Origin of the sequence: Bradyrhizobium sp. HKCCYLS3013, assembly GCF_051167615.1 — a bacterium.
Taxonomy (GTDB): Bacteria; Pseudomonadota; Alphaproteobacteria; order Rhizobiales; family Xanthobacteraceae; genus Bradyrhizobium.
This window is the reverse complement of the sequence record NZ_JBNPTK010000010.1, coordinates 190,000-213,158: the sequence shown is the minus strand read 5'-3', so window position 1 is coordinate 213,158 and position 23,159 is coordinate 190,000. Positions and strand designations below refer to the sequence as shown.

Below are 23,159 nucleotides of genomic sequence, written 5' to 3'. Positions count from 1 at the left end.
CCGGACAGAGGTCAAGAAAAGCTCAAATGCGCACCCATTCCATCGCCGCCATTCCCGCCGACGGCATCGGCCCCGAGGTCATCTCCGAAGGCGTCCGCGTGCTCGAGGCACTCGCCAAGCGCGCGGGCGACATCAGCTTCAACGTCAAGACCTTCGACTGGGGCTCGGACTACTACAAGAAGCACGGCGTGATGATGCCGGCCGACGGCCTTACCGAACTCAAGAAATTCGATGCGATCTATTTCGGCGCGGTCGGCGCGCCCGACGTGCCCGATCACATCACGCTGTGGGGCCTGCGGCTGCCGATCTGCCAGGGTTTTGATCAGTACGCCAATGTGCGCCCGACCAAGATCCTGCCCGGCGTGGCCTCGCCCTTGCGCAATGTCGGCGTCGGCGATCTCGACTGGGTGATCGTGCGCGAGAATTCCGAGGGCGAATATGCCGGCATGGGTGGCCGCGCGCATCGCGGCCTGCCTGAAGAGGTCGGCACGGAGGTCGCGGTCTTCACACGCGTCGGCGTCGCCAGAATCATGCGCTACGCGTTCAAGCTGGCGCAGTCGCGGCCGCGCAAGTTCCTCACCGTCGTCACCAAGTCGAATGCGCAGCGCCACGGCATGGTGATGTGGGACGAGATCGCCGCCGAGGTGGCGCGGGAATTCCCCGACGTGACCTGGGACAAGATGCTGGTCGACGCGATGACCGTGCGCATGACCCTGCAGCCGAAGAGCCTCGACACCATCGTCGCGACCAACCTGCATGCCGACATCCTGTCCGATCTCGCCGGCGCGCTCGCCGGCAGCCTCGGCGTGGCGCCGACCGGCAACATCGATCCGGAGCGGCGCTTCCCGTCGATGTTCGAGCCGATCCACGGCTCGGCGTTCGACATCACCGGCAAGGGCATCGCCAATCCGGTGGCGACGTTCTGGACCGGCGCGCAGATGCTCGAGCATCTCGGCGAGAGGGACGCGGCCGTGCGATTGATGGCGGCCGTGGAAAAGGTGTGTGCAGCCGGCATCCTGACGCCCGACGTGGGCGGCAAGGCGACGACCAAGGAGGTGACCGACGCCGTCATCGACGCGATCCACGGCTCCAACGTCTGAGGCGTGCCACTCTCTTGCACAATTTCGGCGTGTTCCGCGTCGCGCTTGCAATGGACGCTGCGGGGCGTATATCAGCGCTTCCGCTGCGTCCGCGCATGCTAATCACATGCATGTCATGGTGACGCGAGACACGGACTTAAGTGACCTGGGCTTCAGGAGAAAGGACACATCATGCGTCGTCACCGTCGAGCCAAGATCGTCGCGACTGTCGGTCCCGCGAGCAATTCTCCGGAGATGCTGAAAGCGCTGTTCCTCGCCGGTGTAGACACATTTCGTCTCAATTTCAGTCACGGCACGCAGGCCGATCACGCCAGGGTCCATGCCGCGGTCCGCGCCCTCGAGAAGGAGGTGCAGCGGCCAATCGGCATCTTGATGGATCTGCAGGGTCCGAAGATTCGTGTCGGCACGCTGCGCGACAAGAAGATCCAGGTCGAAGCCGGCGAGACGATTCGGTTTGTCCTCAACGGCACCGAGGGCGACAAGACGTCGATTCCGTTGCCACATCCGGAGATCTTTGCGGCGGTCGCGCCCGGTCACGATCTTCTGATCGATGACGGCCGCGTGCGGGTGCGCGTCATGGGCCTCGGCGACGACTGGATCGAAGCCAAGGTGATCGTCGGCGGCGCGATCTCCAATCACAAGGGCGTCAATCTGCCGGGCACGATTCTGGAGCTGTCGCCGCTGACGGCCAAGGACCGCTCCGATCTTGCCTTTGGGCTCGACCTCGGCGTCGACTGGGTGGCGCTGTCGTTCGTGCAGAAGCCGTCCGACGTGCTGGAGGCGAGGGGCCTGATCAATGGCCGCGCCGGCATCATGTCCAAGATCGAGAAGCCGGCGGCGCTGGAGCGCATCGACGACATCATCCAGCTGTCGGACGCGATCATGGTCGCGCGCGGCGATCTCGGCGTCGAGATTCCCAACGAGGACGTGCCGGGCAAGCAGAAGGAGCTGGTGCGCGCCTGCCGGCTCGCGGTGAAGCCGGTGATCGTCGCGACGCAGATGCTGGATTCGATGGTCGCGACGCCGACGCCGACCCGCGCCGAGGTCTCCGACGTCGCGACCGCGATCTATGACGGCGCCGACGCGGTGATGCTGTCGGCGGAATCGGCCAGCGGGCAATACCCGCGCGAGGCGGTCGCGATGATGGACAGCATCATCAAGGCAACCGAGGGCCACAAGATGTACCGCTCCATCGTCGAGGCGACGCAGCCGGGCGAGGAGCAGACCGCACCGCATGCGGTGGCGACCGCCGCGGCCGACCTGGCGTCGGCGATCCACGCCAGGGCGATCGTGGCCTATACGTCGAGCGGAACTTCGGCCTCCCGCGTTGCGCGCAAGCGGCCGAGCCTGCCGATTCTGGCGATCACGCCGAACGAGGACACCTCGCGGCGCATGTGCCTGTTGTGGGGCGCGCACAGCGTGCTGTCGCAGGACGTGCAGAACTACGAGGAAATGGTCGAGCGCGCGACCTTCTTTGCCATGCAGGAGGAGTTCGCGGAAGCCGGCGACCTGCTCGTCGTCGTCGCCGGCATCCCGTTCGCGCAGGCCGGCACCACCAACAATCTGCGCGTCGTCACCATGCCGAGATAGGAGGCCGATTTTCCCTGTTCGCGCCGCCCGCCTGTCGCCTGATTGTCGCACCGCGCTGGTATCGCGGGGCAGTGACGAAGGGCGTCGCGAGTCGTCGAACGAGCGGTGTCCGGTCGCGGTCCGGCAGGACGGGTTCTGCCAGTGAGGCCGTTCGTCATCGCGGTGTCATCAGGGGCTGTTAGGTGGGCGCGCATGGGACTTGAGACTGCTGGTGAAGAAAGCCCGGCTCGGCGCTTTCGGACGTTGTTCATCTCGGACGTTCATCTCGGAGCCCGCGGCTCGCAGGCCAATCTCCTGGTCGATTTCCTGCGCCACCATGATGCCGATACGATCTATCTGGTCGGCGACATCATCGATGGCTGGGCGCTCAAATCGAGCTGGCATTGGCCGCAGTCGCATAACGACCTGGTGCAGAAGATGCTGCGCAAGGCGCGCAAGGGCGCCAAGGTCGTTTACGTCCCCGGCAATCACGACGAGTTCCTGCGCGGCTACTACGGCACGCATTTCGGCGGCATCGACGTCGTCGAGAACATCGTGCACACCGGCACCGACGGCAAACGCTATCTGGTGATCCATGGCGACATCTTCGATCTGGTCGTGCAGAACGCGCGCTGGCTCGCCCATCTCGGCGACAAGGCCTACGATTTTGCGATCCAGATGAACCGGCTGGTCAACTTCTTCCGCCGCATGTTCGGCGTGCCCTATTGGTCGCTGTCGCAATGGGCCAAGCAGAAGGTCAAGAACGCGGTGAACTATATCGGCGCGTTCGAGACGGCACTGGCCTCCGAGGCGCGCCGGCATGGCGCTGACGGCGTGATCTGCGGCCACATCCATTGCGCCGTCATCCGCGACCAGGACGGCATCCGCTACATGAATTGCGGCGACTGGGTCGAAAGCTGCACGGCGCTGGTCGAGCACGAGGACGGCCGCTTCGAGATCCTCACCTGGACCGATCCGCAGCGGCAGCCGGCGCCGGTTCCGCAGCTGGCCGCCCGCGCCGCCTGACACCGGCTCCCTTGCCTCTCGGCAATCGGGCGCGGTAAAATCGGGGCATGACAGCTCATTCCCCGATCCTGCCCGTGACCGCCGCCGACATCGATGCGGCGGCACGCGTCCTCGCGCCCGTGGCCGTGCGGACCCCGCTGCTGCCGGCTCCCGTGCTCAGCGAGCGCTTCAAAGCGAACGTTTTCGTGAAGCCGGAGGTGCTGCAGCGGACCGGCTCGTTCAAGTTCCGCGGCGCCTACAACAAGCTGGCGTCGATCCCGCAAGCAGCGCGCGGCAACGGCGTCGTCGCATTCTCCTCCGGCAATCATGCGCAGGGCGTCGCCCATGCCGCCACATTGCTGGGCATGGACGCCACGATCGTGATGCCCTCGGATGCGCCGGCGGCCAAGCGCGAGCGCACCAAGGCGTTCGGCGCCGACGTCGTGCTCTATGATCGCGACCGCGAGGACCGCGAAGCGATCGCGCGCGACATCGCTGCAAAGCGCGGCTCGACGGTGGTGCCGCCCTATGACGATCCCTTTGTCATCGCCGGGCAGGGCACCGTCGGCCGCGAGATCGCCGACGACCTTGCTGCGCTCGGCCTGTCGCCGGATCTGGTGATTGTGCCTGCTTCCGGCGGCGGGCTGCTTGCCGGCGTCTCGACCGCGGTGAAGGCGCGATATCCGCAGACGCAGATGATCGTTGCCGAGCCAAAGGGCTTCGACGACCATGCGCGCTCGCTGCGGGCCGGTCACCGCGAGGCCCACGATGCAAAGGGCCGAACCATCTGCGACGCGCTGATGGCGGCGATTCCCGGCGAGATCACCTTCGCGATCAACAGCCAACTTCTGTCGGCTGCGGTCGAGGCCTCGGATGAGGAGGTGGGGCGGGCGGTCGGCTTTGCCTTCCGGGAGCTGAAGCTCGTGGTCGAGCCCGGCGGGTCGGTCGGGCTCGCGGCATTGCTGGCCGGCCGGCTGGACGCGGCGGGCAAGACGGTGGTGATCGTGCTCTCCGGCGGCAATGTCGACGCTGAGCTCTACGCCCGGCTGATTGCCTGACGATCAAGCCTCAGCGAAAGCCGAGGCCGCCTCTTGCCGATCCTCCACCACCCATCCGCAGTCCGGACTGCGCGACGTGCGGCGCGCCCCGCGTCGGGCCGCCTTGACCCCGCGCCATCGACGGATGCGACGCGTTGATGTTCGGCTTGAACGGTCCGGAATTGCCGGGGAAGGGACGCCGGACCTCGCGGGTGTCGAATGGCCGACCAGGACTGCGCTTCAGTGGGTCGCGCTGGATTTTCGTAGTCACGGGCGGATTTGCCGGCGGCATGATCCTGTCGCGTAACCTGGTCTGAGCGATTGGCCTGGGATCAGCGACCTTGCCGGGGCCTGTGTTGTTGACGGCATCGCCTTTCGTGACGACCGTGGGCGGCAGCGGCCCGTGCGGCGGCATGGTGGTGGTCGGCAGCTTCGGCTGCGGGATCTGGGCGCCCGGATTGAACGGTCGCGCGATCGGCGCCAGTTGCGGCGGCATCATGAGGCGGCTCGGTTGGAGCACGGGGATGGGCCGAGGCTGTCCCTGCAGCCGCAGCGCGACCGGCGCATATGGACTGTCGGCATAGGATTCACGGAAGCTCCGATAGGCGGCCGGCGAATTCGCCAGTACGGCCTCGTGCCACGCCGCGGCCTGCACGAGGCCGGCGAGCAGGGCGCGGATGCGGTCGGCGAGCGGATCGCGCGGATACATCGCGATGAACTCGCGATAATATTGCGGACGGTTCTCCGACAGCACGTAGTCATAGGCCTGCCGCACGGACCGGCTGGGCAGGTCGGCCGCCATCTGGATCACCGGCGCATTCTCGGCAGGGCGCGCGGCCGCGACCAGCGTATCCCCGAAGAAGGTGAAATCGCCGGTGAGCGAAGAGCTTTCCCACGGCGTCTGCCGGCCGTCGGTGGTCTGGTTGACCTGCAGACGGATGCGCTTGAACAATTGCTCGATCGGCAGGTTCGGCTGTCGCGCGAGGTTGAGGAAGGCCTGCGCATAAGGGCTGTGCTCGCCGCGGCCGTCGAGCGCCTCCGCGCCGGGCGAGGTCGAGTATCCGAGGATGGAGCCGTTCGGCGCGTCGACGATGGCCAATCCGCGTCCGGCATCGTTGATGGCAGGGAATGGATTGTTGCGGCAGGCGTCCAGTACGACGATCCGCATGCGGCTCGGGATGGCGTCGAGCGTCGCCATCAGATCCACCAGCCGGATGGTCCCCGTCGTCAGGTCGGAGGGCGCTGAGATACGGGCATCGATCGGGATCAGATAGTTCTCCCCCGCGAGCTGAACCCCATGGCCGGCGTAGTAGACCATTGCCACGGTGTTCGGGCCGTGTGCTGCCACCCGGCTCGAAAAATCCTCCACGACCTTGAGCATCTCGTTCTGCGTCAGGTCGGTCGCCGTGATCACCTCGAAGCCGGCCGAGTTCAACAGCTTGGCAACAGCATGGGCGTCGTTGTCCGGGTTCTCCAGCGGCGGCGCGTTCTGATAGCTCGCATTGCCGATCACGAGCGCGACGCGTGGCTCGGCTCCTTGAGGGATCGCGGCGGGCGTGTTGCTCTCCCTTGCCGGTGAGGGAGCTGCCAGCGCGCGTGGTGGCGTGTGAAGGGTGTCGAGCTCACCGCCGGCGGCGAACGCCGAGTCCGGGCCGATCCAGGCCATCAGGCCCAGCAGCGCGGACATGAGCAGGGATTTCCAGGCGGACGTTACAGCGCGAAATTTCGGAACGGACACGGCGTTCTCCTCAAGCATGCGCAAAGCGAATGGCTTGAGGAGCAGGCTACGCAGATCACGCAGTGGCGTACGTGATCCGCGTCACCCATCAACGCGGCACCCTTGGTGCTCAGTGATCGAGGTTCAACAGGAGGTGGCCGAGATGCTCTCGGCCTACGAGAAGAATGCGATCTTCTCAGGCTGGGTCATGCGACGGATCGGTGCCAGCGAGTCATTGGCGGGCGCCTGTGGCCGCTGCAGAAGGCCGTTCGACAGGAGTGTCGATCCCAGCGACGGCTCGTAGGCAGGCTTGGGCATCGCGGATGCGCTGGTGCTGTGAGCCGCGGCAGCGGTCGGGCGGACCTGCTGGCTCGGCGCAACGTCGGCCTGCGGGGCCGCTGCGGGAGATTGAGCTGCGACCGCAGCCGCCACGGCGGCCAGGGTCTCGATGGTGATCGCCTCCGGAAGCGGTGGCGATACGGGCGCGCTGGGGATTGGCGCCGGGACTGGAGGCGATGCCATGCGCGGGGCCGCCGTGGGCGGGGCCGGCATCGGAGGGGCAGACATCGACGGAGCAGACACCGGCGGGGCAGACACCGGCGGGGCAGGCATCGTGGGCGCAGCCGGAGCCGGCGCCGCCGTGGCAACCGGGGCTTCTGCCGTGGTCAGCACGAGATCCGGCTCCGACGGCGCTGTCTCGCTGAAGCTCGCGACGATGTCGTCGTCGACCGAGGTCGGCTCCTCAATGTCGAAGCCGAGCGTCCTGACCCGGCTGAACTCCTCGTCGTCGATCGGGTCGAGGACACCCATCTCCGCCGCGACCAATTCCAGAATAGCTTCGTCTTCGGCTTCTGCGGCGGCGGCGTCATCCAGGGCCGCCGCGGCGTGCTGCTCGATCTCGAGCAGGGCTTCGTCCACCGACGGCTCCGTCGCAGCTTCCGGGGGCTGCACCACTGCCGCAGTTTCGGCGTCAACGATCCTGGCGTCGACTGCTGCGGCCGCCACGATCACAGCGTCAGCAGCCGAGGAGGTCTCAACCACTTCCATCGCGGCCACCGCCGCAACGAGCGGAATGGCGATCTCGAGCGCTGCCTGGGACGCCTCGCTCTGTTCCGGTGCAGGCTCCGGCTCCGAGACCACCATCTCGGCGGACGGACTTGATGCGACATCAGGCGCTGGCGAAGCGGCGGCCTCGGCCGCCGGACTGATCTCGTCGGCCGCAGGCGGAACGCTCGCTTTCTCCGCCTCGAGCTCCTTCAGCCGCGTCTTGATGATCTCGAACGCCGCAAGCAGCGCGACCTTGGGGTCGGCGCTCGCAAGCTGATCGCAGGCGGCCTCGATCGATGTCACCTGCGAATCGATCAGGTCACAGATCCGGGAATCGGCGCCGATCTCGCGCCAGCGCCAGGAAATCTCCTTGATGATTCGGATGCCCTTGCGCACCGGCGCCAGGTTCTGCTCGAGGGCCATGCGGTCGACCGCAGAGGCGGCGGCCAACGCGGCGTCTTCGACCGTGGCACGGATCGCGGCGAGCGCTTCGGGCAGCGCCTTGCTGTCCGCCTGCTCGAATTCCTGCTGCTGCTGACGCTGCGAGGCAAGAGCGTGCTCGATGCGGGCGACGGCGTCGAGCACCATGCTGGTGTCAGCATTGCGGTTGCGCTTGGCATATTCACCGAGGAACCAGCGGCCTCGGGACGTCTCCATGAAGGCGTCGCGGATCGCCTCGTAATCGGCCTCGTTCGGCTGAGCCGCACGGGCGGATATCGGCGAGAGGGCGAAGACTTCATCGACCATGGCAAACCTATCGCGCACATTGCTGCGCGTTGGCATAACGATCACCATGATATTGATCGAATCGCAATTGAATTGATGCCACTGTCCCGACAAATCTCCACCACATCGCCGGTATTGTCGCGCCGATTCGCGGACAGATTGGGGCTGTTCTATGGCGCGGTGTTCATGCTGTCGGGCACGCATCTGCCGTTCTTTCCCGTATGGCTACGGGCGATCGGGCTGGATGCCGCATGGATTGGCGTCATCATTGCGGTTCCCGCCGTAACCCGCTTCACCGTCCTGCCGCTGATCACTGCGGTCGCCGAGCGCCGGCAGGCCCTGCGCACCGCGATGGGGCTGGCCACCTTCGCAACGGCATCGGGCTTTGTGGTTCTTGCCTTCCAGCGCGAACCCTGGCTGGTATTCCTGGTCTACGTGGCGACCTGCTGCCTATGGACACCCGTTGTCCCGCTGACGGACGCCTATGCGCTTCGTGGCGTGATGAGCTATGGCCTGAACTACGGTCGCCTGCGGCTGTGGGGATCGGCGGCCTTCATCGCTGGAACGCTGCTGTGCGGCGGGCTGGCCGATCTCGCGCCGTCGTCCGAGCTGATCTGGATCATCGTCTCGGTTGCGCTGTGCGGTGCGGCAAGCAGCCTGCTGCTGCAGGCGCTGCCGCCCTTGCCGCATGGCGCCGGCCCATCGCGGGACGGCCGCAGTCTGCTGGCCAATCCGAGCTTCCTCTGCATCATCGCAGCTTCGGCGCTGATTCAGGCCAGCCATGCGGCCTACTACACGTTCTCCGCCATCGAGTGGAAGGCGCAGGGCTTCAGCGGGCTGACCATCGCTTGGCTCTGGACCATGGGCGTGCTCGCCGAGATCGTCGTGTTTGCCCTGTCGCCACGGTTCACGCTGGCGCCCGCCAGCCTGGTCATGATCGGTGCGATGGCGGCCGTGCTGCGCTGGAGCCTCACGGCGCAGGAGCCGCATGCGGCGGGGCTCGCGGCGGTCCAGATCAGCCATGGCCTCACTTTCGGGCTGACGCTGGTCGGAACCATGGGGCTGCTGGTGCGCCAGGTGCCGGCGCATCTGACCGCGCGCGGGCAGGGCTATTATGCCGCCGCCAGCGGCGTGGTCGGCTCGGCGGCGTCGGCCCTCTCGGGGCCGGTCTATGCGGCCTATGGCCCCGGCGTCTACTACGTGATGGCTGCGATGGCCGGAGCGGGCGGCGCGCTGATGTGGCTCGCGCGCCGCGGCGTCTCGCTTCAGCCCCACAACGCCTGATCGGGCGGATAGACCAGGCTGTCGTCGTAGTGCAGGCCGTGCTCGCAATCCTCGGCAAGCAGCAGCGGACCGTCCAGATCGACGAAACGGGCGAACGGCGTCAGCAGCATGGCCGGTGCCATCGACAGCGATGTCGCCACCATGCAGCCGACCATGATGTCGAAGCCGAGCGCGCGCGCGGCATCGGCCATGGCAAGCGCCTCGGTGAGTCCTCCGGTCTTATCGAGCTTGATGTTGACGGCGTCGTAGCGCCCACGCAGCGCGTCCAGCGAGCTGCGGTCGTGCACGCTCTCGTCGGCGCAGACGGCGAGCGGGCGCGCGATCCTTCCGAGCGCTTCGTCGTTGCCTGCGGGCAGCGGCTGCTCGACCAGCGTGACGCCGGCGGCGGCGCAGGCTGCGAGATTGGATTCCAGGACGGCCTCGGTCCAGGCCTCGTTGGCGTCGACGATCAGTTGTGACTGCGGCGCCGCGGCTCGCACGGCTGCAATCCGCGCCGGATCGCCGTCGCCGCCGAGCTTGATCTTGAGCAGCGGGCGGTGCGCGGCCTTGGCCGCAGCTTTGGCCATCACATCGGGGGTCCCGAGCGAAATCGTGTAGGCCGTGACGCACGGCGCCGGTGCGCGGCGTCCAAGCAGGTCCCAGATGCGCCGGCCGTTTCGTTTGGCTTCGAGGTCGAGCAGCGCGCAATCGAGCGCGTTGCGCGCCGCGCCCGGCGGCATCGCCGTCTGCAGGGCGTTGCGGTCGAGACCAGAGGCGATCGCATCGCGCATCGCGAGCAGGGCGCTCAGCGCCGCATCGGGCGTTTCGCCATAACGCGGATAGGGCACGCATTCGCCGTGGCCAACCATCGTCCCGTGTCGCAGCTCCGCGATCACTGTCACGGCTTCGGTCTTGGCGCCGCGGCTGATCGTGAAGCTGCCGGCGATCGGCCAGTGGCCGATCCGGGCGTCCAGTATTGGAAAACCGTTGGAAGTCATTTGAAAGTCTGGCGCTTTGTGAACCGGAATGAGGCGCTTGGGACTTGCGCGATGTGACCGACTATGGCTGTTGATAGTGGTCTCCGGCAAGGTGGTAGCGACGCGGTGGGATTTTTCTCGTCAAGGAGCGGACGTCCAAGGCTCCGAGGATGGCCGTCGTGAAGGGCGGCCCTGATCTGCAGCGCAGCGGGGATGGCAATGCGCTGTCGCTGCGCGCGACCGGCGCCTGGACTGCGCCCTTTGCGCCGTCGCTCGAACGGCTCGTCGCCGATGCCGAAAAGCTCGCCGGCAAGAAGATCGATGTCTCCATCGACGTCTCCCAGGTGTCCAAGCTCGACACGTTCGGCGCCTGGCTGATCGAGCGGCTGCGCCGCAGCTTCACGACCGGAACCGTCGAGGTCCGGATCGATGGGCTCTCTGCGAACTACGCCAGCCTGGTCGACGAGGTTCGCCGCGTCAGCACCGCGCCCAATGGCGACGCGACGATGGTGACCATCACCGGCATGCTCGGCCAGATCGGCCTCAGTGTCGCCGGCATCTTCGGCACGGTCGCCGCACTCATCGACATGCTCGGCGCCGTGATCGTCGCCAGCGGCCGGGTCCTCATTCATCCCCGCAGCTTCCGACTGACCTCGACCATTCATCATCTCGAGCAGGTGTGCTGGCGCGCGGTGCCGATCATCGTGCTGATCACCTTCCTGATCGGCTGCATCATCGCTCAGCAGGGCATCTTCCATTTCCGAAGGTTCGGCGCCGACATCTTCGTCGTCGACATGCTAGGCGTGCTGGTGCTGCGCGAGATCGGCGTGCTGCTTGTGGCGATCATGATCGCCGGCCGGTCGGGCAGCGCCTACACGGCCGAGCTCGGCTCGATGAAGATGCGCGAGGAGATCGACGCGCTGCGCACCATGGGCTTCGATCCGATCGAGGTCCTGATCCTGCCGCGCATGCTGGCGCTGGTGATCGCGCTGCCGATCCTGGCCTTCCTCGGCGACATCGCCGCGCTCTATGGCGGCGGGCTGGTGGCCTGGTTTTATGGCGGCGTCGATCCCGAGGCCTTCCTGCTGCGCCTGCGCGATGCGATCTCGATCGATCATTTCAAGGTCGGCCTGCTCAAGGCGCCGGTGATGGCTGCCGTGATCGGGATCGTCGCCTGCGTCGAAGGACTGGCCGTGCAGGGCAGCGCCGAGTCGCTGGGGCGCCACACCACTTCGTCGGTGGTGAAGGGCATCTTTTTCGTCATCGTGATGGACGGCGTGTTCGCGATCTTCTTCGCCGCGGTCGGGATGTGAGCTGAGATGGTGCAGCAGGTCTCCGATCCCATCATCCGCGTGCGTGACGTCACCGTGCAGTTCGGCAAGACGCGCGTGCTCGACGGGCTCGACCTCGACGTCAAGCGCGGCGAGATCCTGGGCTTCGTCGGTCCCTCTGGCGCGGGCAAGTCGGTGCTGACGCGCACCATCATCGGTCTGGTGCCGAAGCTGTCGGGCAACATCGAGGTGTTCGGCGTCGATCTCGACGCCGCCGATCGTGCCGGCCGCCGCGCCGTCGAGCGGCGCTGGGGCGTGCTGTTCCAACAGGGCGCGTTGTTCTCCTCGCTCACGGTGCGGCAGAACATCCAGTTCCCGGTCCGGGAGTATCTCAAGGTCTCGCAGCGTCTGCTCGACGAGATCATGATCGCAAAGCTCGTGATGGTCGGATTGCGGCCCGATGTTGCTGATCGTTTCCCGAGCGAGCTGTCGGGGGGCATGATCAAGCGGGTCGCGCTGGCACGCGCGCTCGCGCTCGATCCGGAACTGGTGTTCCTCGATGAGCCGACCTCGGGACTCGACCCGATCGGCGCCGGCGATTTCGACGAGCTCGTCCGGACCCTGCAGCGCACTTTGGGACTGACGGTTTTCATGGTAACCCATGATCTCGACAGCCTGTATACGGCGTGCGACCGCATCGCCGTGCTGGGCGACGGCAAGATTATCGCCGCGGGATCGATGGCCGACATGCAGGCCTCGGAACATCCGTGGCTCCGACAGTATTTCCACGGCAAGCGTGCCCGAGCCGTGATGGGGTAGCGCGACGCGCCCCAGGGACGATTTTTGTGAGCGGGAGTGGGGACTGCCGCGACAAAGTTGATGGGGTGGGTGCCGCTGTCCGGCGCCAACCGACAGTGCGCGGAAGCGGGGGCTGGATGACCGCCGTGACGTGCCAGTACCGGAGTTGGTAATGGAAACGCGGGCGAATTACGTCCTGATCGGGTCGTTCACGCTGGCAGTGATTGCCGCGGCGATCGGGTTTGTCCTCTGGTTTCAGAGCCTGCACACGACCAAGCAGCGCAGCCCGCTGCGGGTCGTGTTCGAGGGGCCGGCCGCGGGTCTGCGCAACGGCGGCAGCGTCAACTTCAATGGTATTCGGGTCGGCGAGGTCATTTCGGTCAAGCTCGACAATCCGCGCCGCGTCGTGGCGCTGGCGATGGTCGAGAACAACGCGCCGATCCGCAAGGACACCCTGGTTGGGCTCGAGTTCCAGGGCCTGACCGGCGTCGCCGCGATCTCGCTGAAGGGCGGCGAGGAGGCTGCGCCGCCGCCGCCGCTCGACGAGGATGGCGTGCCGGTGCTGCGTGCCGATCCGACCCGGCTGCAGGACGTGACCGAAGCGATCCGCGCCACCTTGCAGAACATCAACAAGGTCGTCGCCGACAACCAGGACGCCGTAAAGAACTCGATCAAGAATCTCGAGGTGTTCACCCAGTCGCTGGCCCGCAATTCCGAGCGCATCGATGGCGTCATGAGCCGGGTCGACGGCATCATGGGCAAGGCCGATACCCTGATGCTCGGTCTCAACACGCTGGCCGGCGGCAAGGATGGCGGCGAGCTGTTCCTGACGGTGAAGTCGATCCGCGAGCTCGCCGAGGATCTGGACAAGCGCTCCGGCGCGCTGATGGCCGATGGACGGCGCACGCTGTCCGACATCAGCCGCGCCGTGAACAATTTCGACCGCAATCCGACCCGGGTCCTGTTCGGGGCCAGCAACTCCAGCCCGAGCAACGCCCAGGCCTCGCAGCCGGCGCCCGCGCCCTCCGCCAGCGGACGGCGGTGAGGCCTTGGCGAATAGCGAACGGGGAATAGCGAATAGGGTGCGTGAGCTCTCCTGCCGCGCGCCGCTGGTGGCTCCTTGGTCGGTGCGTCGTCGTCTCGTCTGACGGACCGTGACGTCCGAGTCCTGGGCGACCTCGACTGCAGGATGCGCCATCCAGCGCCAGGCCTTCCTGTCCGGTTGAGCGGAAGCGGGGCGGGAACGAGCGAAGCCGGAAAAAGCGTTGCTGGACCTGCAAAAGCAAAACGGAGGCCTCGCGGCCTCCGTTTGTTTTTCGATCGTTGGTCGGCTACTCGACATTCGCCCCCTTCGTCACGCCAGCCTTCCGGCGGCGTGGGCGAGCAGGGTGTAGACCAGCCCGGTCTCCGAGGTGAGCTGGGCACGCAGCGCCTGCGGATTGCGGTCGTCGCGGGCGACCTCGTCGAGCAGTCGCTCGAACTCGGTGATGTAGCGGTCCACCGTCTGCTTGAAGGTGCGGTCGGCGCGGTACTTGCGGGCGACCTCGTCGAATGCCTTCTGGCCGGCCGGGGTGTAGAGACGCTTGGAGAACGCCTTGGTCTCGCCGCGCTGGTAGCGGTCCCACATCTCTGCCGCGAGATTGCGGTCCATCAGCCGGGCGATGTCGAGCGACAGCGACTCCAGTGGATTGCCCGACTGCTGCGCCGGACCGCGGCCACGCGGAGGCTGCGGCTGGCCGGCGGTGCTGTTGTCGGCCCGGTTGAGCAGGTCGGACAGCCAGTTGTCGCTGCGCTGATCGGCGACCGGACCCATCGGCGGCGCTTCGACCCGGCGTGGCTGCGGCGGCGGGGCCGGCGGCTGCATGCCGAGATCCGGCGGCGGCAGGTTGGCGACGCTGGTCGCAGCCGGCTCGCGCAGGCGCATGTCGGGCCGGCCGCCGACGGCTGCGGCGACGATCGGCTCTTCCTGACGGATCACGGCGGCGGGCGCGGCGACCGCGGCGGGGCGCGACGCGCTGACCACGTCGAGGCCGCGGCCATGATGGGCGACGATCCGGTTGAGCTCGGCCAGCGCCTCGATCTGGTCGACGATGACCTTGCGCATCTGCGCCGTGCTCTCGGCGGCCTCCTGCGGCATCTCCAGCACGCCGCGGCGCAGCTCGTTGCGCGTCGCCTCGAGCTCGCGATGCATCTCGGCGGTCATCTGCTTCATGCTCGACACCAGCGTGGCGAACTTCTCGGCCGACTGCTTGAACATCGCATCGGCTTCCTGCGTGCTCTGCTGGTAGATCTCCTGCATCTGCGACGTGGTGAGGCGGCGCTCCTCCTCGGCGTTGGTGCGGATGGCTTCGAACTGGCGGCTGAGCGCGGTGGAGCCGGCACCCGCCGTTTCCGCCACGACGCGGGCGATGTCGCGGGCGCGCTCCTCGGCGGCCGCCAAGGACTCGTCGAGCAGGGTGGTGAAGCGGGTCAGACGCTGGTCGAGATCGGCCGTGCGCAGATCGATGGTGGTGACCAGCGATTCCAGCGTCGTCTTGCGATCCGAGATCGAGACGGTCGCATCGCGGTTGCTCTGCTCGACGACGGCCGCCGCCTCGATCAGCGCCTTGCCATGCGCGTCGAACTGGCTGGACAGCGAGTTGAGATCCTCCAGCGCCCGCGACGTCTTGGAGTTGAACACGTTGAGCTGGTCCTCGAGCGTCTGCGTCGCGGTGCCGTTGCGCGCGGTGACGTCGTTCATTGCGGTGACGAAGTCGGCCACGCGGGTGACCAGCGCCCGCTCCAGCGAATTGAGGTTGTCGTGGGCGCCGGTCAGGACCTCCTGCAGCAGGATGTTGCCCTCGCGCAGACGTTCGAACAGGGCGACCGTGTCGGTGCGCAGGATCTTGCTCGTCTCCTGCATCTCGGTGACCGCGGCCACCGAGACCTGGCGCGACTGCTCGATCGCCGCGCGCGAGGCCTGCTCCAGCTCCTTGAGCGACTTGGTGATCGCGGTGGTCGCAAGCTCGCCCGCCGAGGTGATGGTGCGGGCGACCTCGGAGCCGTTGCCATTGACGCTCTGGGCGAAGTTCTGGCCGCGCACCTCGATCGCCTTCAGCGCGTCGGTGGTGACGCGATCGATCTCGATCGTGAGCTGGTTGGTCTTCGAGTTGAGCGCCTCGACCAGGGTGCCGCGCTTGCCGTCGAGCATCTGCGACAGCCGCTCGCTCTGCTGCTGCACATAGGTGACGATCTCGTCGGTCTTGCCGGTCATGGCCGAGCCGAACGAGTTGCCGGCGGCGAGCACCGAGCGCTCGATCTCGGTCGAGGTCGACTTGACCCGCGTGGAGACCTCGTTGGAGGCGGCGACGAGCGCGCTCTGCGCATTGAGCGCGCTGCTCTGGATCGCGTCGGTGGTGTTCGCCGCGACGGAATTGATGACGCGCTCGATCTCCGACGACATCGCCTTGAGCTGGCCCGCGGTGTCGGTGGAGGTGGCCGTCAGCAGGTTCTGCGCCTCGCGCGCGCCGCCGACGATCACCGCGACCGTCTCGGTCGTGGTCGTCGTCAGCACCGCCTGGGCTTCGCGTGCGCTGCCGACCAGGGTGGCTGCGGTGTCGGCCGACGTGGCGGTCAGCGACATCTGCGCCTGGCGCGCGCTGTTGAGGATCGAGGTCGCGGTATCGGCGCCGACGGACGACAGCGTCCGCTCGACGTCGACGGCCAGCGACTTGACGTGCTCGGTTGCTTCCGTCGACGCGGTGACGAGCTTCGACTGGACGTCGCGGGCGCTGTCGACGATCGCCGCGGCCGTGCTGGTTCCGACCGCCGCGAGCGTGCGCTCGACGTCGGCCGCCAGCGACTTGACGTGATTGGCCGCTTCGGACGAAGCGCTGATCAGCGTGTTCTGCGCTTCCCGGGCGCCGCCGGTGATCGTTTCCGCGGTGGTCGTCCCCGCGATCGACAGCGAGCGCTGGACGTCGACGGTCAGCGCCTTGACCTGTTCGGCCGCTTCGCTCGATGCCGTGAGCAGGGCATGCTGGGCATCGCGAGCGCCCGCCGTGATGGCTTCGGCGGTTTCCGTCCCGGCACTGGTCAGCGAGCGCTGCACGTCGGCTGCGAGCGACTTCACGTGGTCGGCTGCGTTGGAGGAGGCGGACACCAGCGTGTTCTGGACCTCGCGCGCACCGGCGAGGATCGAGGCTGCCGTGGCTGAGCCGGCGGCCGTCAGCGCCTGCTCGACGTCGACGGCGAGCGACTTGACGTGGGTGGCGGCGTCGGAGGAGGCGGACACCAGCGTGTTCTGGGCCTCGCGCGCACCGGCGAGGATCGAGGCTGCGGTGGTCGACCCTGCCGCCGTGAGCGTACGCTCGACGTCGGCCGACAGCGACTTGATCTGGTCGGCGGTCTCGCCGGAGGCCGCGACCAGCGCGGCCTGGGCCTCGCGCGCACTGGTCAGGACGGCCTCGGCCGCGCCGCTGCCTGCGTTCGACAGGGCACGCTCGACCTCGGCGGACGTGTTCTTCAGCTGCGAGCCGACGTCAGTCGAGACGTTGAGCAGCGACTGCTGTGCCGAGCGGGCACCGGTCTGGATCGTCTCGCTGGTGTTGACCACGAGGTTTGTGAGCGCCCGCTCCGCATCTTCCACATGCGACTTGATGCTGGCGGACAGCAGCTCGGCGCGGGTCATCAGTTCGTCGCTCGCCTGGCGGCCGCTGCTCTCGATGCGGCCGGCCACGGCCTCGACGCGCGAGCCCAAGAGGTCCTCGAACTGCGAGACGCGCTGGTCGATGTCCTTGGCGATCGAGCCGACGCGGGTCTCGATGCCCTGATGGATGTCCTGGAAGCGCGCGGTGACGGCTTCGGTCAGCTCGTAGCTGCGGCCGTCGATGATGTTCGACAGGCTGTGGATGCGCTGATCGATGGCTTCGAGCGCCTTGTCGGTGCCGTCGGTCAGCGAGGAGGTCAGAATGTTGAGGCGGGAATCGATCGACTGGATCGCCTGCGCCGAACCGTCGGTCAGCGAGGTGGTCAGAACGGTCAGCCGCGAGTCGATCGCGTGCAGAACCTGCGCCGCGCCGTCGGTCAGCGAATTCGACAGGGTGCCGAGGCGGCCCTCGATCGTCGAGGTGACCGAGGTCGCGCGGGTGTCGAAGTTCTCCTCGAGCGACTTGAGGCGGCCCTCGACGCTGTCGTCGAAGGTCTTGATCTTCGCATCGAGCGAGGTGTCGAGGGTGGTGATGCGGGCCTGCAGATTGGTCTCGAACTGGTTCAGCCGCTGATCCAGCGTCGCCGTGATCTCACCGCTGTTGGACGACAGCCGCGTATCGAACGTGTCGACATAGGACTTGAGATTGTCGGAGATTTCCTGGGTCCGCTGGCCCATGCGCTCGACGATCTCGCCGCCATAGGTCTTCACCGTGCGGTCGAACTCTGTGATGTGCCGGGTGATCAGCGCGCCCAAGGTCGAGCTGTCGCGTGCGAAGCGCTCGGCGAGCTCGGTGCCCTGGTTCTTCACCAGCTCGTCGAAGGCACTGATCTGGATCGACAGCGTGTCGTGGGTGCTCTCGGTCTGGCTGACGACCTTGGCGACCAGCGAATTGACGGTCGCATCGAGCGACTCGCTCGCCTTCTCGCCTGACGTGACGATGTGGCCGGACATGCGCTGGCTCGCCTCGTCGATCTTGGTGACGAGATCGCCGCTGCGCAGTTCGAGCTCCAGCAGGAGGGACTCGCCGGAGGCCTTGAGCTGGTCGTGGAGCTGCTCGGTGCGCACCGAAATGCCGTCGACGATGGCCGCCGTGCGCTGCTCGAACTCGCCGGTGATGCGGTCGATGCGCTCGTTGAGCATCTCGTGGACTCGGTCCGACAGGTCGGCGAACTCGTCGTGGACGTGGCCGGTCTTGAAATTGAGGCTGGTGGTGAGCCGCTCCGAGGCGTCGAGCACGGCGCGGGTGGTCTCGGCGCTGGCCTCTTCGAGCCGGTCGAGCAGATCGCCACCGCGCTCGCCGAGCGCGAGGATCATGTTGTCGCCGGCGTTGCCGAGCGCGGCCGTGATGTGGGCGCCGCGCTCTTCCAGCGCGCCGGTGATGCTCTTGGCGACCTCGTCGACCCGCGAGGCGATGGCGTCCGAGATCAGCGCGATGTCGTGGCGAAGGTCGATCTGGACGCCCGAGATGGCGCTGCGGACCTGCTCGGCCTGGCCGACGAGGTTGTCGCGCTGGTGGGCGATGTCCTGCAGCAGGGCGCGGATGCGGACCTCGTTGTCGCTGTAGGCGCGCTCGAGGGCCGCGACCTCGTTGGCGACCAGCATCTCGAGCTCGCCCGCGCGCGCGATCGCGCGCTCGACGCCGTCGCCCATCGCCGCGACCTCGCGGCGGATGGCCTGGCCGACGGTCACGATCGAATCGCTGACGGCGCCCTCCGGCTCTGAGAAGCGGATCGCCACCTGCGCCATCGACTGCGCGATCATGCGCAGCTCCTGGCCGCGCCAGGCGAGGCTCGCGAGGAAATAGAACAGCAGAACGGGTGCGAAGAACACCGCGGCGAGGCCGGCGAGCACCAGCACGCCGCCGCTCTGGCCGATCAAGGCCTGCAAGGCGGGCAGGAAGCCGATGGTCAGCAGCACGCAGCCGACGATCCAGATGCCTGCAAAGGCGGTTGCCAGCGTGTAGACGCCGCGCGACGGGCGGCCCTTCTGGATCGCCTGCAGCAACTGGCCGATGGTTTCGCGGTCGTCATTGGCCGGACGGCGCGCGGCGAGCGGCGGCGGCTCAATCTCGTCAAGGCTGCTGCGATCGATGCCCGGACGGGAGTCGAACGAATCCAGGCTCGACACGCCGTTCGGCATGACCGGCGGGGCTCCGTCAGCGTGGACCGAGCTCTGCGAGTCCGTGGGCGCGGACGAATCGCTGATGTTCAAAGCCTCCTGAATGGCGGACAGCGCAACTTCAGTCGGGTCTTTGACCTTTTTCGGAGTGTTCGCCATGTTGAGTCCGAGCCCTCGTCTTAATTTCGATCCGGCGAGCCGCGTACGAGTGCCCTCTCGCAACGCTCGAACCGGACGTCATCCCTCGCAGGCACCAGGGGTGGCAAATTCCGCCAGGTGACCCACTCCATCCGGGCATCATCCTATTGGCTGTGCCTGTTGAAAGAAATGGCCGTGGTTAAGAGATTCTTAATCATCGTTAACAGCAGCCGCCGTTAACACTTTAGAAGTTCTGCGAATTCCCGTTTCTGCCGCGATTGGGGCAGAGCCGGGCCCAAATCGCGGCAAACCCGCGGCAATTGGGCCGGTAACAATGCATTAACCATTGTCGTGCTTGGCTTACCACAGGCGCGCGCGGCGCGCCCGCCGGACCCGGATTGCCGCCATGATTCCCGACCTTTCACGGATCGAATGGATGCCCTCGCCCCCGCTGGTTCCCGACGACGGGCCGATCAGCCTGGACCTGCTGCGCCGGATGACGCTCGGCGACAGCGCGCTCGAGCGCGAGGTGCTCGCCATGTTCTCCAGCCAGGCCGTCCGCCTGCTGGAGCGGTTGCAGGTGATGCCCGAGGATGCCGCCACCGTCGCCCACACGCTGAAGGGCTCGGCCCGCGCCGTCGGCGCGCTCGACGTTGCCGACGCGGCGGAAGGGCTCGAAGCGGCGCTGCGGGCGGGCGATCCGGCCGATGCGCTGGCCTGGCTCGGCACGGCGATCGCGCAGGCCCGCGCGGCGATTTCGGAGATGCTCGGCGCGGCCTGAGCGGCCGGCGGCAGCACTAGCGCGGAGCGGAGCGGTCCGTTATAGGACAGCCCGACCTCATTTCCTGCGCAGCACGAGCACACATGGCCAAGATCACCTTTGTCGACCATACCGGCGAATCCCGAACCGTTGAGATCGAGAACGGCGCGACCGTGATGGAAGCGGCGATCCGCAATGCCATTCCCGGCATCGAGGCCGAATGTGGCGGCGCCTGCGCCTGCGCGACCTGCCACGTCTATGTCGACGAAGCCTGGCGCGAGAAGGTCGGCCCGCCGACCCCGATGGAAGAGGACATGCTCGATTTCGGCTACGATGTCCGGCCGAATTCCCGTCTTTCCTGCCAGATCAAGGTCTCCGACGAACTCGACGGCCTCGTCGTCTCCACCCCCGAGCGTCAGGCCTGACCGTTCGCCTCGCGCCCTCGTCGCCGCGCCTCCGATGATCGCCGCCAAGCCTATGCCGGCGGCGCGATCGTCACGCCGCGGCGGACCCAGGGCTTTAGCGCAGCAATGAGATTCGGCGTCAGCGGCGCCGGCTTGCGCGTCACTTCGTCGATCAGGACCATGACCGCGGTGGCCGACGCCACGCAGCGCCCGTCCGAGAATACGACCTGCTCGCAGGTCACCGACGTGCGCCCCAGCCTCACGACCCCCAGTCCCAGCTCGATTGTGCCCGGCCAGCGCAGCTCGGCCCGGAAATGCATGTCGAGCCGCACCATGATCCAGGCCAGCCCCTCTTGGCCGAGGCCGTGCCGCGGGTCCTTCATCAGGGTCACCCGGCCGGTCTCGAAATAGGTCGCGTAGACTGCGTTGTTGACGTGCTGGTTGGGGTCGAGGTCGCCGAAGCGGACATTGTCTGTGAGGCGGTAGGGAAAGTCCTCCAGGCGTGGCGCGTGGTCGCGACGGGCCGTCTCTGTCACCGATTGATCTCCATCATTCATGTCCCCTTCAAACCCGGCTAAGCCCGCCGCTGCAAGCCGCGCGAGCGAAGGGCGGCTTTTGTGCCTTCCCTGCGACCAGCCCGTTGGCTACAAATTCGGAACCGCCATCTGCCGCCATCCGTCGAGCGGCGCCTCCAACGAGAAGAGCGACATGAGCGAAGCGATCAAGACCGATGTGCTGATCATTGGCGCGGGCCCTTGCGGACTGTTTGCCGTTTTTGAACTGGGGCTGCTCGACATCAAGGCGCATCTGATCGACATCCTCGATAAGGTCGGCGGCCAATGCGCCGAGCTGTATCCGGAGAAGCCGATCTACGACATTCCCGGCGTGCCGATGGTGACGGGGCAGGGCCTCACCGATCAATTGATGGAGCAGATCAAGCCGTTCAGTCCGACCTTCCATCTCGGCGAGATGGTCGAGAAGGTCGAGAAGATCGGCGATCCCGGTTTTCGCGTCACCACCGATGCCGGCAAGGTGTTCGAGTGCAAGGTCGTGGTGATCGCCGCCGGCGGCGGCTCGTTCCAGCCCAAGCGTCCGCCGGTGCCGGGCATCGAGGCCTACGAAGGCACCTCGGTATTTTATGCCGTGCGCAAGATGGAGCAGTTCCGCGACAAGCATGTCGTCATCGTCGGCGGCGGCGATTCCGCGCTCGACTGGACGCTCAATCTGCATCCCCTTGCCAAGCGCATCACGCTCGTCCATCGCCGCGACGACTTCCGTGCCGCGCCGCACAGCGTCGAGCAGATGCGCGCGCTGGTCGCGAGCGGCAAGATGGATCTGCGCATCGGTCAGGTGACCGCGCTCGAAGGTGCGAACGGTCAGCTTTCCGCGGCCACCATCAAGGGCAACGACAATGCGGTCGAGACCGTGCCGTGCGAGATGATGCTGCCGTTCTTCGGCCTGACGATGAAGCTCGGCCCGGTCGCCGAGTGGGGCCTCGCGCTCGAGCACAATCTCATTCCGGTCGAGACGTCGGCGTTCGAGACCTCGGTGCCCGGCATCTTCGCGATCGGCGACATCAATACCTATCCCGGCAAGATCAAGCTGATCCTGTGCGGCTTCCACGAGGGCGCGCTGATGGCGCAGAAGGCGCACCGCTACGTGTATCCGGAGAAGCGGCTGGTGTTCCAGTACACGACGTCGTCGTCGAGCCTGCAGAAGAAGCTCGGCGTCAACTAATTCGTTCGCACAGTGGAACCCGGCACCGCCGGACCAACTCAAATGTGAAGAAATGTTTCCTGCGCGTGCCGGTTTCACCGGCGCGCCAGACCTGTTATGGGCTGGAACGATGCTCGAAACGGCCGTACTGTGCGGCCATTCATTTTGTGACTTGGTCAAGGTGAGATGATGATGCGCAATGCGTTTCCCCGACTTCGGCTGGTGCCTGGTGTGACGAAGCTCGCGATCGGCGCGCTCGTTGTTGCCGGTGCTCTGCTGACGCGGCCTGCGCTCGCGGCTGAGCCGACCGCGGCCGGTCTGTGGCAGAAGGTGGAGGATGGCAGGCCCGTCGGCTGGTTTCTCTTCATCGACCACGACGGCGTGTTCGAGGGCGTGATCGCCAAGACGTTTCCGCGTCCCGGCGACAATCCGAACGAGGTCTGTTCGAAGTGCAGCGATGACCGCAAGAATGCGCCGGTGCTCGGCATCTCCTTCGTGCGTGACATGAAGCGCGAGGGGCTGAAATACGAAGGCGGCAACGTGCTCAACCCGCGCGACGGCAACATCTGGAAGGCCAACATGCGGGTCACTCCGGATGGGCAGTCGCTGATCCTGCACGGCTATCTCGGCATCTCGCTGTTCGGCAAGGACGAGACCTGGACCCGCCTGCCGGACAGCAACATGGCGCAGATCGATCCGGCGATCCTCGCCAAATATCTGCCCTCGCAAGCGACGACGGCAACAGGCCCTGCCACCAAGCAGGCGCCGCCGATGATGAAGAAGCCGGCTGCAATCAAGTAGACGGCTTCCGAACTACGACCGT

Annotated in this window: 17 protein-coding genes; 12 read left to right on the top strand and 5 right to left on the bottom strand. The window is 66.7% G+C overall.

Going from position 1 to position 23,159, the window contains the following annotated elements; all coding sequences use genetic code 11:
• Positions 1-26: 26 nt before the first annotated feature.
• The 4 genes from ACQR1F_RS19550 to ACQR1F_RS19535 all read left to right on the top strand — a co-directional run bounded on the left by ACQR1F_RS19550 (position 27) and on the right by ACQR1F_RS19535 (position 4,732).
• Positions 27-1,100 carry a tartrate dehydrogenase gene (locus ACQR1F_RS19550; protein WP_315804341.1) on the top strand — a complete coding sequence of 358 codons (1,074 nt, stop codon included), beginning with the start codon at positions 27-29 and terminating at the stop codon, positions 1,098-1,100.
• Between the two features lie 171 nt (positions 1,101-1,271).
• Positions 1,272-2,690 carry a pyruvate kinase gene (gene pyk / locus ACQR1F_RS19545; protein ID WP_316239278.1) on the top strand — a complete coding sequence of 473 codons (1,419 nt, stop codon included), beginning with the start codon at positions 1,272-1,274 and terminating at the stop codon, positions 2,688-2,690.
• Positions 2,691-2,882: 192 nt separating this feature from the next.
• The gene (locus tag ACQR1F_RS19540; protein ID WP_315804339.1) at positions 2,883-3,695 is read left to right on the top strand and encodes a UDP-2,3-diacylglucosamine diphosphatase; all 813 of its coding nucleotides are present in this window, start codon (positions 2,883-2,885) and stop codon (positions 3,693-3,695) included.
• 47 nt (positions 3,696-3,742) lie between these two features.
• Complete coding sequence (locus ACQR1F_RS19535; protein WP_434913668.1) at positions 3,743-4,732, top strand: threonine ammonia-lyase; 990 nt, start codon at positions 3,743-3,745, stop codon at positions 4,730-4,732.
• 10 nt (positions 4,733-4,742) lie between these two features.
• On the opposite strand, the gene ACQR1F_RS19530 is transcribed toward ACQR1F_RS19535, so the two are convergent.
• Together ACQR1F_RS19530 and ACQR1F_RS19525 are read right to left on the bottom strand one after the other, a co-directional pair.
• Positions 4,743-6,449 carry a caspase family protein gene (locus tag ACQR1F_RS19530; protein ID WP_434913667.1) on the bottom strand — a complete coding sequence of 569 codons (1,707 nt, stop codon included), beginning with the start codon at positions 6,447-6,449 and terminating at the stop codon, positions 4,743-4,745.
• 153 nt (positions 6,450-6,602) lie between these two features.
• Positions 6,603-8,222, bottom strand: coding sequence for a hypothetical protein (locus ACQR1F_RS19525; protein WP_434848757.1), 1,620 nt, complete (start codon positions 8,220-8,222; stop codon positions 6,603-6,605).
• Between the two features lie 75 nt (positions 8,223-8,297).
• On the opposite strand from ACQR1F_RS19525, the gene ACQR1F_RS19520 reads away from it, so the two are divergent.
• Positions 8,298-9,485 (top strand): MFS transporter, encoded by a 1,188-nt coding sequence (locus ACQR1F_RS19520; RefSeq protein ID WP_434913666.1) that lies wholly within the window; start codon positions 8,298-8,300, stop codon positions 9,483-9,485.
• Here the strand turns inward: ACQR1F_RS19520 and dgcA are convergent.
• Positions 9,467-10,462: an N-acetyl-D-Glu racemase DgcA gene (gene dgcA / locus ACQR1F_RS19515; RefSeq protein ID WP_434913665.1), complete on the bottom strand. Its 996-nt coding sequence runs from the start codon at positions 10,460-10,462 to the stop codon at positions 9,467-9,469. The genes ACQR1F_RS19520 and dgcA overlap by 19 nt on opposite strands.
• A 158-nt stretch (positions 10,463-10,620) precedes the next feature.
• Here dgcA and ACQR1F_RS19510 point away from each other — a divergent pair, with 158 nt between their 5' ends.
• The 3 genes from ACQR1F_RS19510 to ACQR1F_RS19500 all read left to right on the top strand — a co-directional run bounded on the left by ACQR1F_RS19510 (position 10,621) and on the right by ACQR1F_RS19500 (position 13,555).
• The gene (locus tag ACQR1F_RS19510) at positions 10,621-11,754 is read left to right on the top strand and encodes an ABC transporter permease (protein WP_315804354.1); all 1,134 of its coding nucleotides are present in this window, start codon (positions 10,621-10,623) and stop codon (positions 11,752-11,754) included.
• A gap of 6 nt (positions 11,755-11,760) precedes the next feature.
• On the top strand, positions 11,761-12,531 hold the full coding sequence (locus tag ACQR1F_RS19505; RefSeq protein ID WP_315804333.1) for an ABC transporter ATP-binding protein: 771 nt from the start codon (positions 11,761-11,763) through the stop codon (positions 12,529-12,531).
• A 151-nt stretch (positions 12,532-12,682) separates the two neighbouring features.
• Positions 12,683-13,555 (top strand): MlaD family protein, encoded by an 873-nt coding sequence (locus ACQR1F_RS19500; protein ID WP_315804332.1) that lies wholly within the window; start codon positions 12,683-12,685, stop codon positions 13,553-13,555.
• Between the two features lie 309 nt (positions 13,556-13,864).
• On the opposite strand, the gene ACQR1F_RS19495 is transcribed toward ACQR1F_RS19500, so the two are convergent.
• Entirely contained in the window at positions 13,865-19,477 is a 5,613-nt protein-coding gene (locus tag ACQR1F_RS19495; RefSeq protein WP_434913664.1) for a methyl-accepting chemotaxis protein, read from the bottom strand.
• A gap of 415 nt (positions 19,478-19,892) precedes the next feature.
• On the opposite strand from ACQR1F_RS19495, the gene ACQR1F_RS19490 reads away from it, so the two are divergent.
• The gene (locus ACQR1F_RS19490) at positions 19,893-20,237 is read left to right on the top strand and encodes an Hpt domain-containing protein (protein WP_315804330.1); all 345 of its coding nucleotides are present in this window, start codon (positions 19,893-19,895) and stop codon (positions 20,235-20,237) included.
• An 83-nt stretch (positions 20,238-20,320) separates the two neighbouring features.
• Positions 20,321-20,641 carry a 2Fe-2S iron-sulfur cluster-binding protein gene (locus ACQR1F_RS19485; RefSeq protein ID WP_315707114.1) on the top strand — a complete coding sequence of 107 codons (321 nt, stop codon included), beginning with the start codon at positions 20,321-20,323 and terminating at the stop codon, positions 20,639-20,641.
• 50 nt (positions 20,642-20,691) lie between these two features.
• Here ACQR1F_RS19485 and ACQR1F_RS19480 read toward each other — a convergent pair whose 3' ends face one another.
• Positions 20,692-21,156 carry an acyl-CoA thioesterase gene (locus ACQR1F_RS19480; RefSeq protein ID WP_434913663.1) on the bottom strand — a complete coding sequence of 155 codons (465 nt, stop codon included), beginning with the start codon at positions 21,154-21,156 and terminating at the stop codon, positions 20,692-20,694.
• Positions 21,157-21,328: 172 nt separating this feature from the next.
• Here ACQR1F_RS19480 and ACQR1F_RS19475 point away from each other — a divergent pair, with 172 nt between their 5' ends.
• Both ACQR1F_RS19475 and ACQR1F_RS19470 read left to right on the top strand, forming a co-directional pair.
• On the top strand, positions 21,329-22,357 hold the full coding sequence (locus tag ACQR1F_RS19475) for an NAD(P)/FAD-dependent oxidoreductase (RefSeq protein ID WP_315804328.1): 1,029 nt from the start codon (positions 21,329-21,331) through the stop codon (positions 22,355-22,357).
• 171 nt (positions 22,358-22,528) lie between these two features.
• The gene (locus ACQR1F_RS19470; protein WP_315804353.1) at positions 22,529-23,137 is read left to right on the top strand and encodes a DUF2147 domain-containing protein; all 609 of its coding nucleotides are present in this window, start codon (positions 22,529-22,531) and stop codon (positions 23,135-23,137) included.
• Positions 23,138-23,159 lie beyond the last annotated feature (22 nt).

Excerpts from the sequence above, each read along its gene's own strand:
- ACQR1F_RS19550 (WP_315804341.1), top strand. The coding sequence starts at position 27 with ATGCGCACCCATTCCATCGCCGCCATTCCCGCCGACGGCATCGGCCCC.
- ACQR1F_RS19525 (WP_434848757.1), bottom strand. The coding sequence starts at position 8,222 with ATGGTCGATGAAGTCTTCGCCCTCTCGCCGATATCCGCCCGTGCGGCT.
- pyk (WP_316239278.1), top strand. The coding sequence starts at position 1,272 with ATGCGTCGTCACCGTCGAGCCAAGATCGTCGCGACTGTCGGTCCCGCG.
- ACQR1F_RS19495 (WP_434913664.1), bottom strand. The coding sequence starts at position 19,477 with ATGGCGAACACTCCGAAAAAGGTCAAAGACCCGACTGAAGTTGCGCTG.
- ACQR1F_RS19485 (WP_315707114.1), top strand. The coding sequence starts at position 20,321 with ATGGCCAAGATCACCTTTGTCGACCATACCGGCGAATCCCGAACCGTT.
- ACQR1F_RS19540 (WP_315804339.1), top strand. The coding sequence starts at position 2,883 with ATGGGACTTGAGACTGCTGGTGAAGAAAGCCCGGCTCGGCGCTTTCGG.
- ACQR1F_RS19500 (WP_315804332.1), top strand. The coding sequence starts at position 12,683 with ATGGAAACGCGGGCGAATTACGTCCTGATCGGGTCGTTCACGCTGGCA.
- dgcA (WP_434913665.1), bottom strand. The coding sequence starts at position 10,462 with ATGACTTCCAACGGTTTTCCAATACTGGACGCCCGGATCGGCCACTGG.
- ACQR1F_RS19475 (WP_315804328.1), top strand. The coding sequence starts at position 21,329 with ATGAGCGAAGCGATCAAGACCGATGTGCTGATCATTGGCGCGGGCCCT.
- ACQR1F_RS19490 (WP_315804330.1), top strand. The coding sequence starts at position 19,893 with ATGCCCTCGCCCCCGCTGGTTCCCGACGACGGGCCGATCAGCCTGGAC.
- ACQR1F_RS19535 (WP_434913668.1), top strand. The coding sequence starts at position 3,743 with ATGACAGCTCATTCCCCGATCCTGCCCGTGACCGCCGCCGACATCGAT.
- ACQR1F_RS19505 (WP_315804333.1), top strand. The coding sequence starts at position 11,761 with ATGGTGCAGCAGGTCTCCGATCCCATCATCCGCGTGCGTGACGTCACC.
- ACQR1F_RS19520 (WP_434913666.1), top strand. The coding sequence starts at position 8,298 with ATGCCACTGTCCCGACAAATCTCCACCACATCGCCGGTATTGTCGCGC.
- ACQR1F_RS19470 (WP_315804353.1), top strand. The coding sequence starts at position 22,529 with ATGCGCAATGCGTTTCCCCGACTTCGGCTGGTGCCTGGTGTGACGAAG.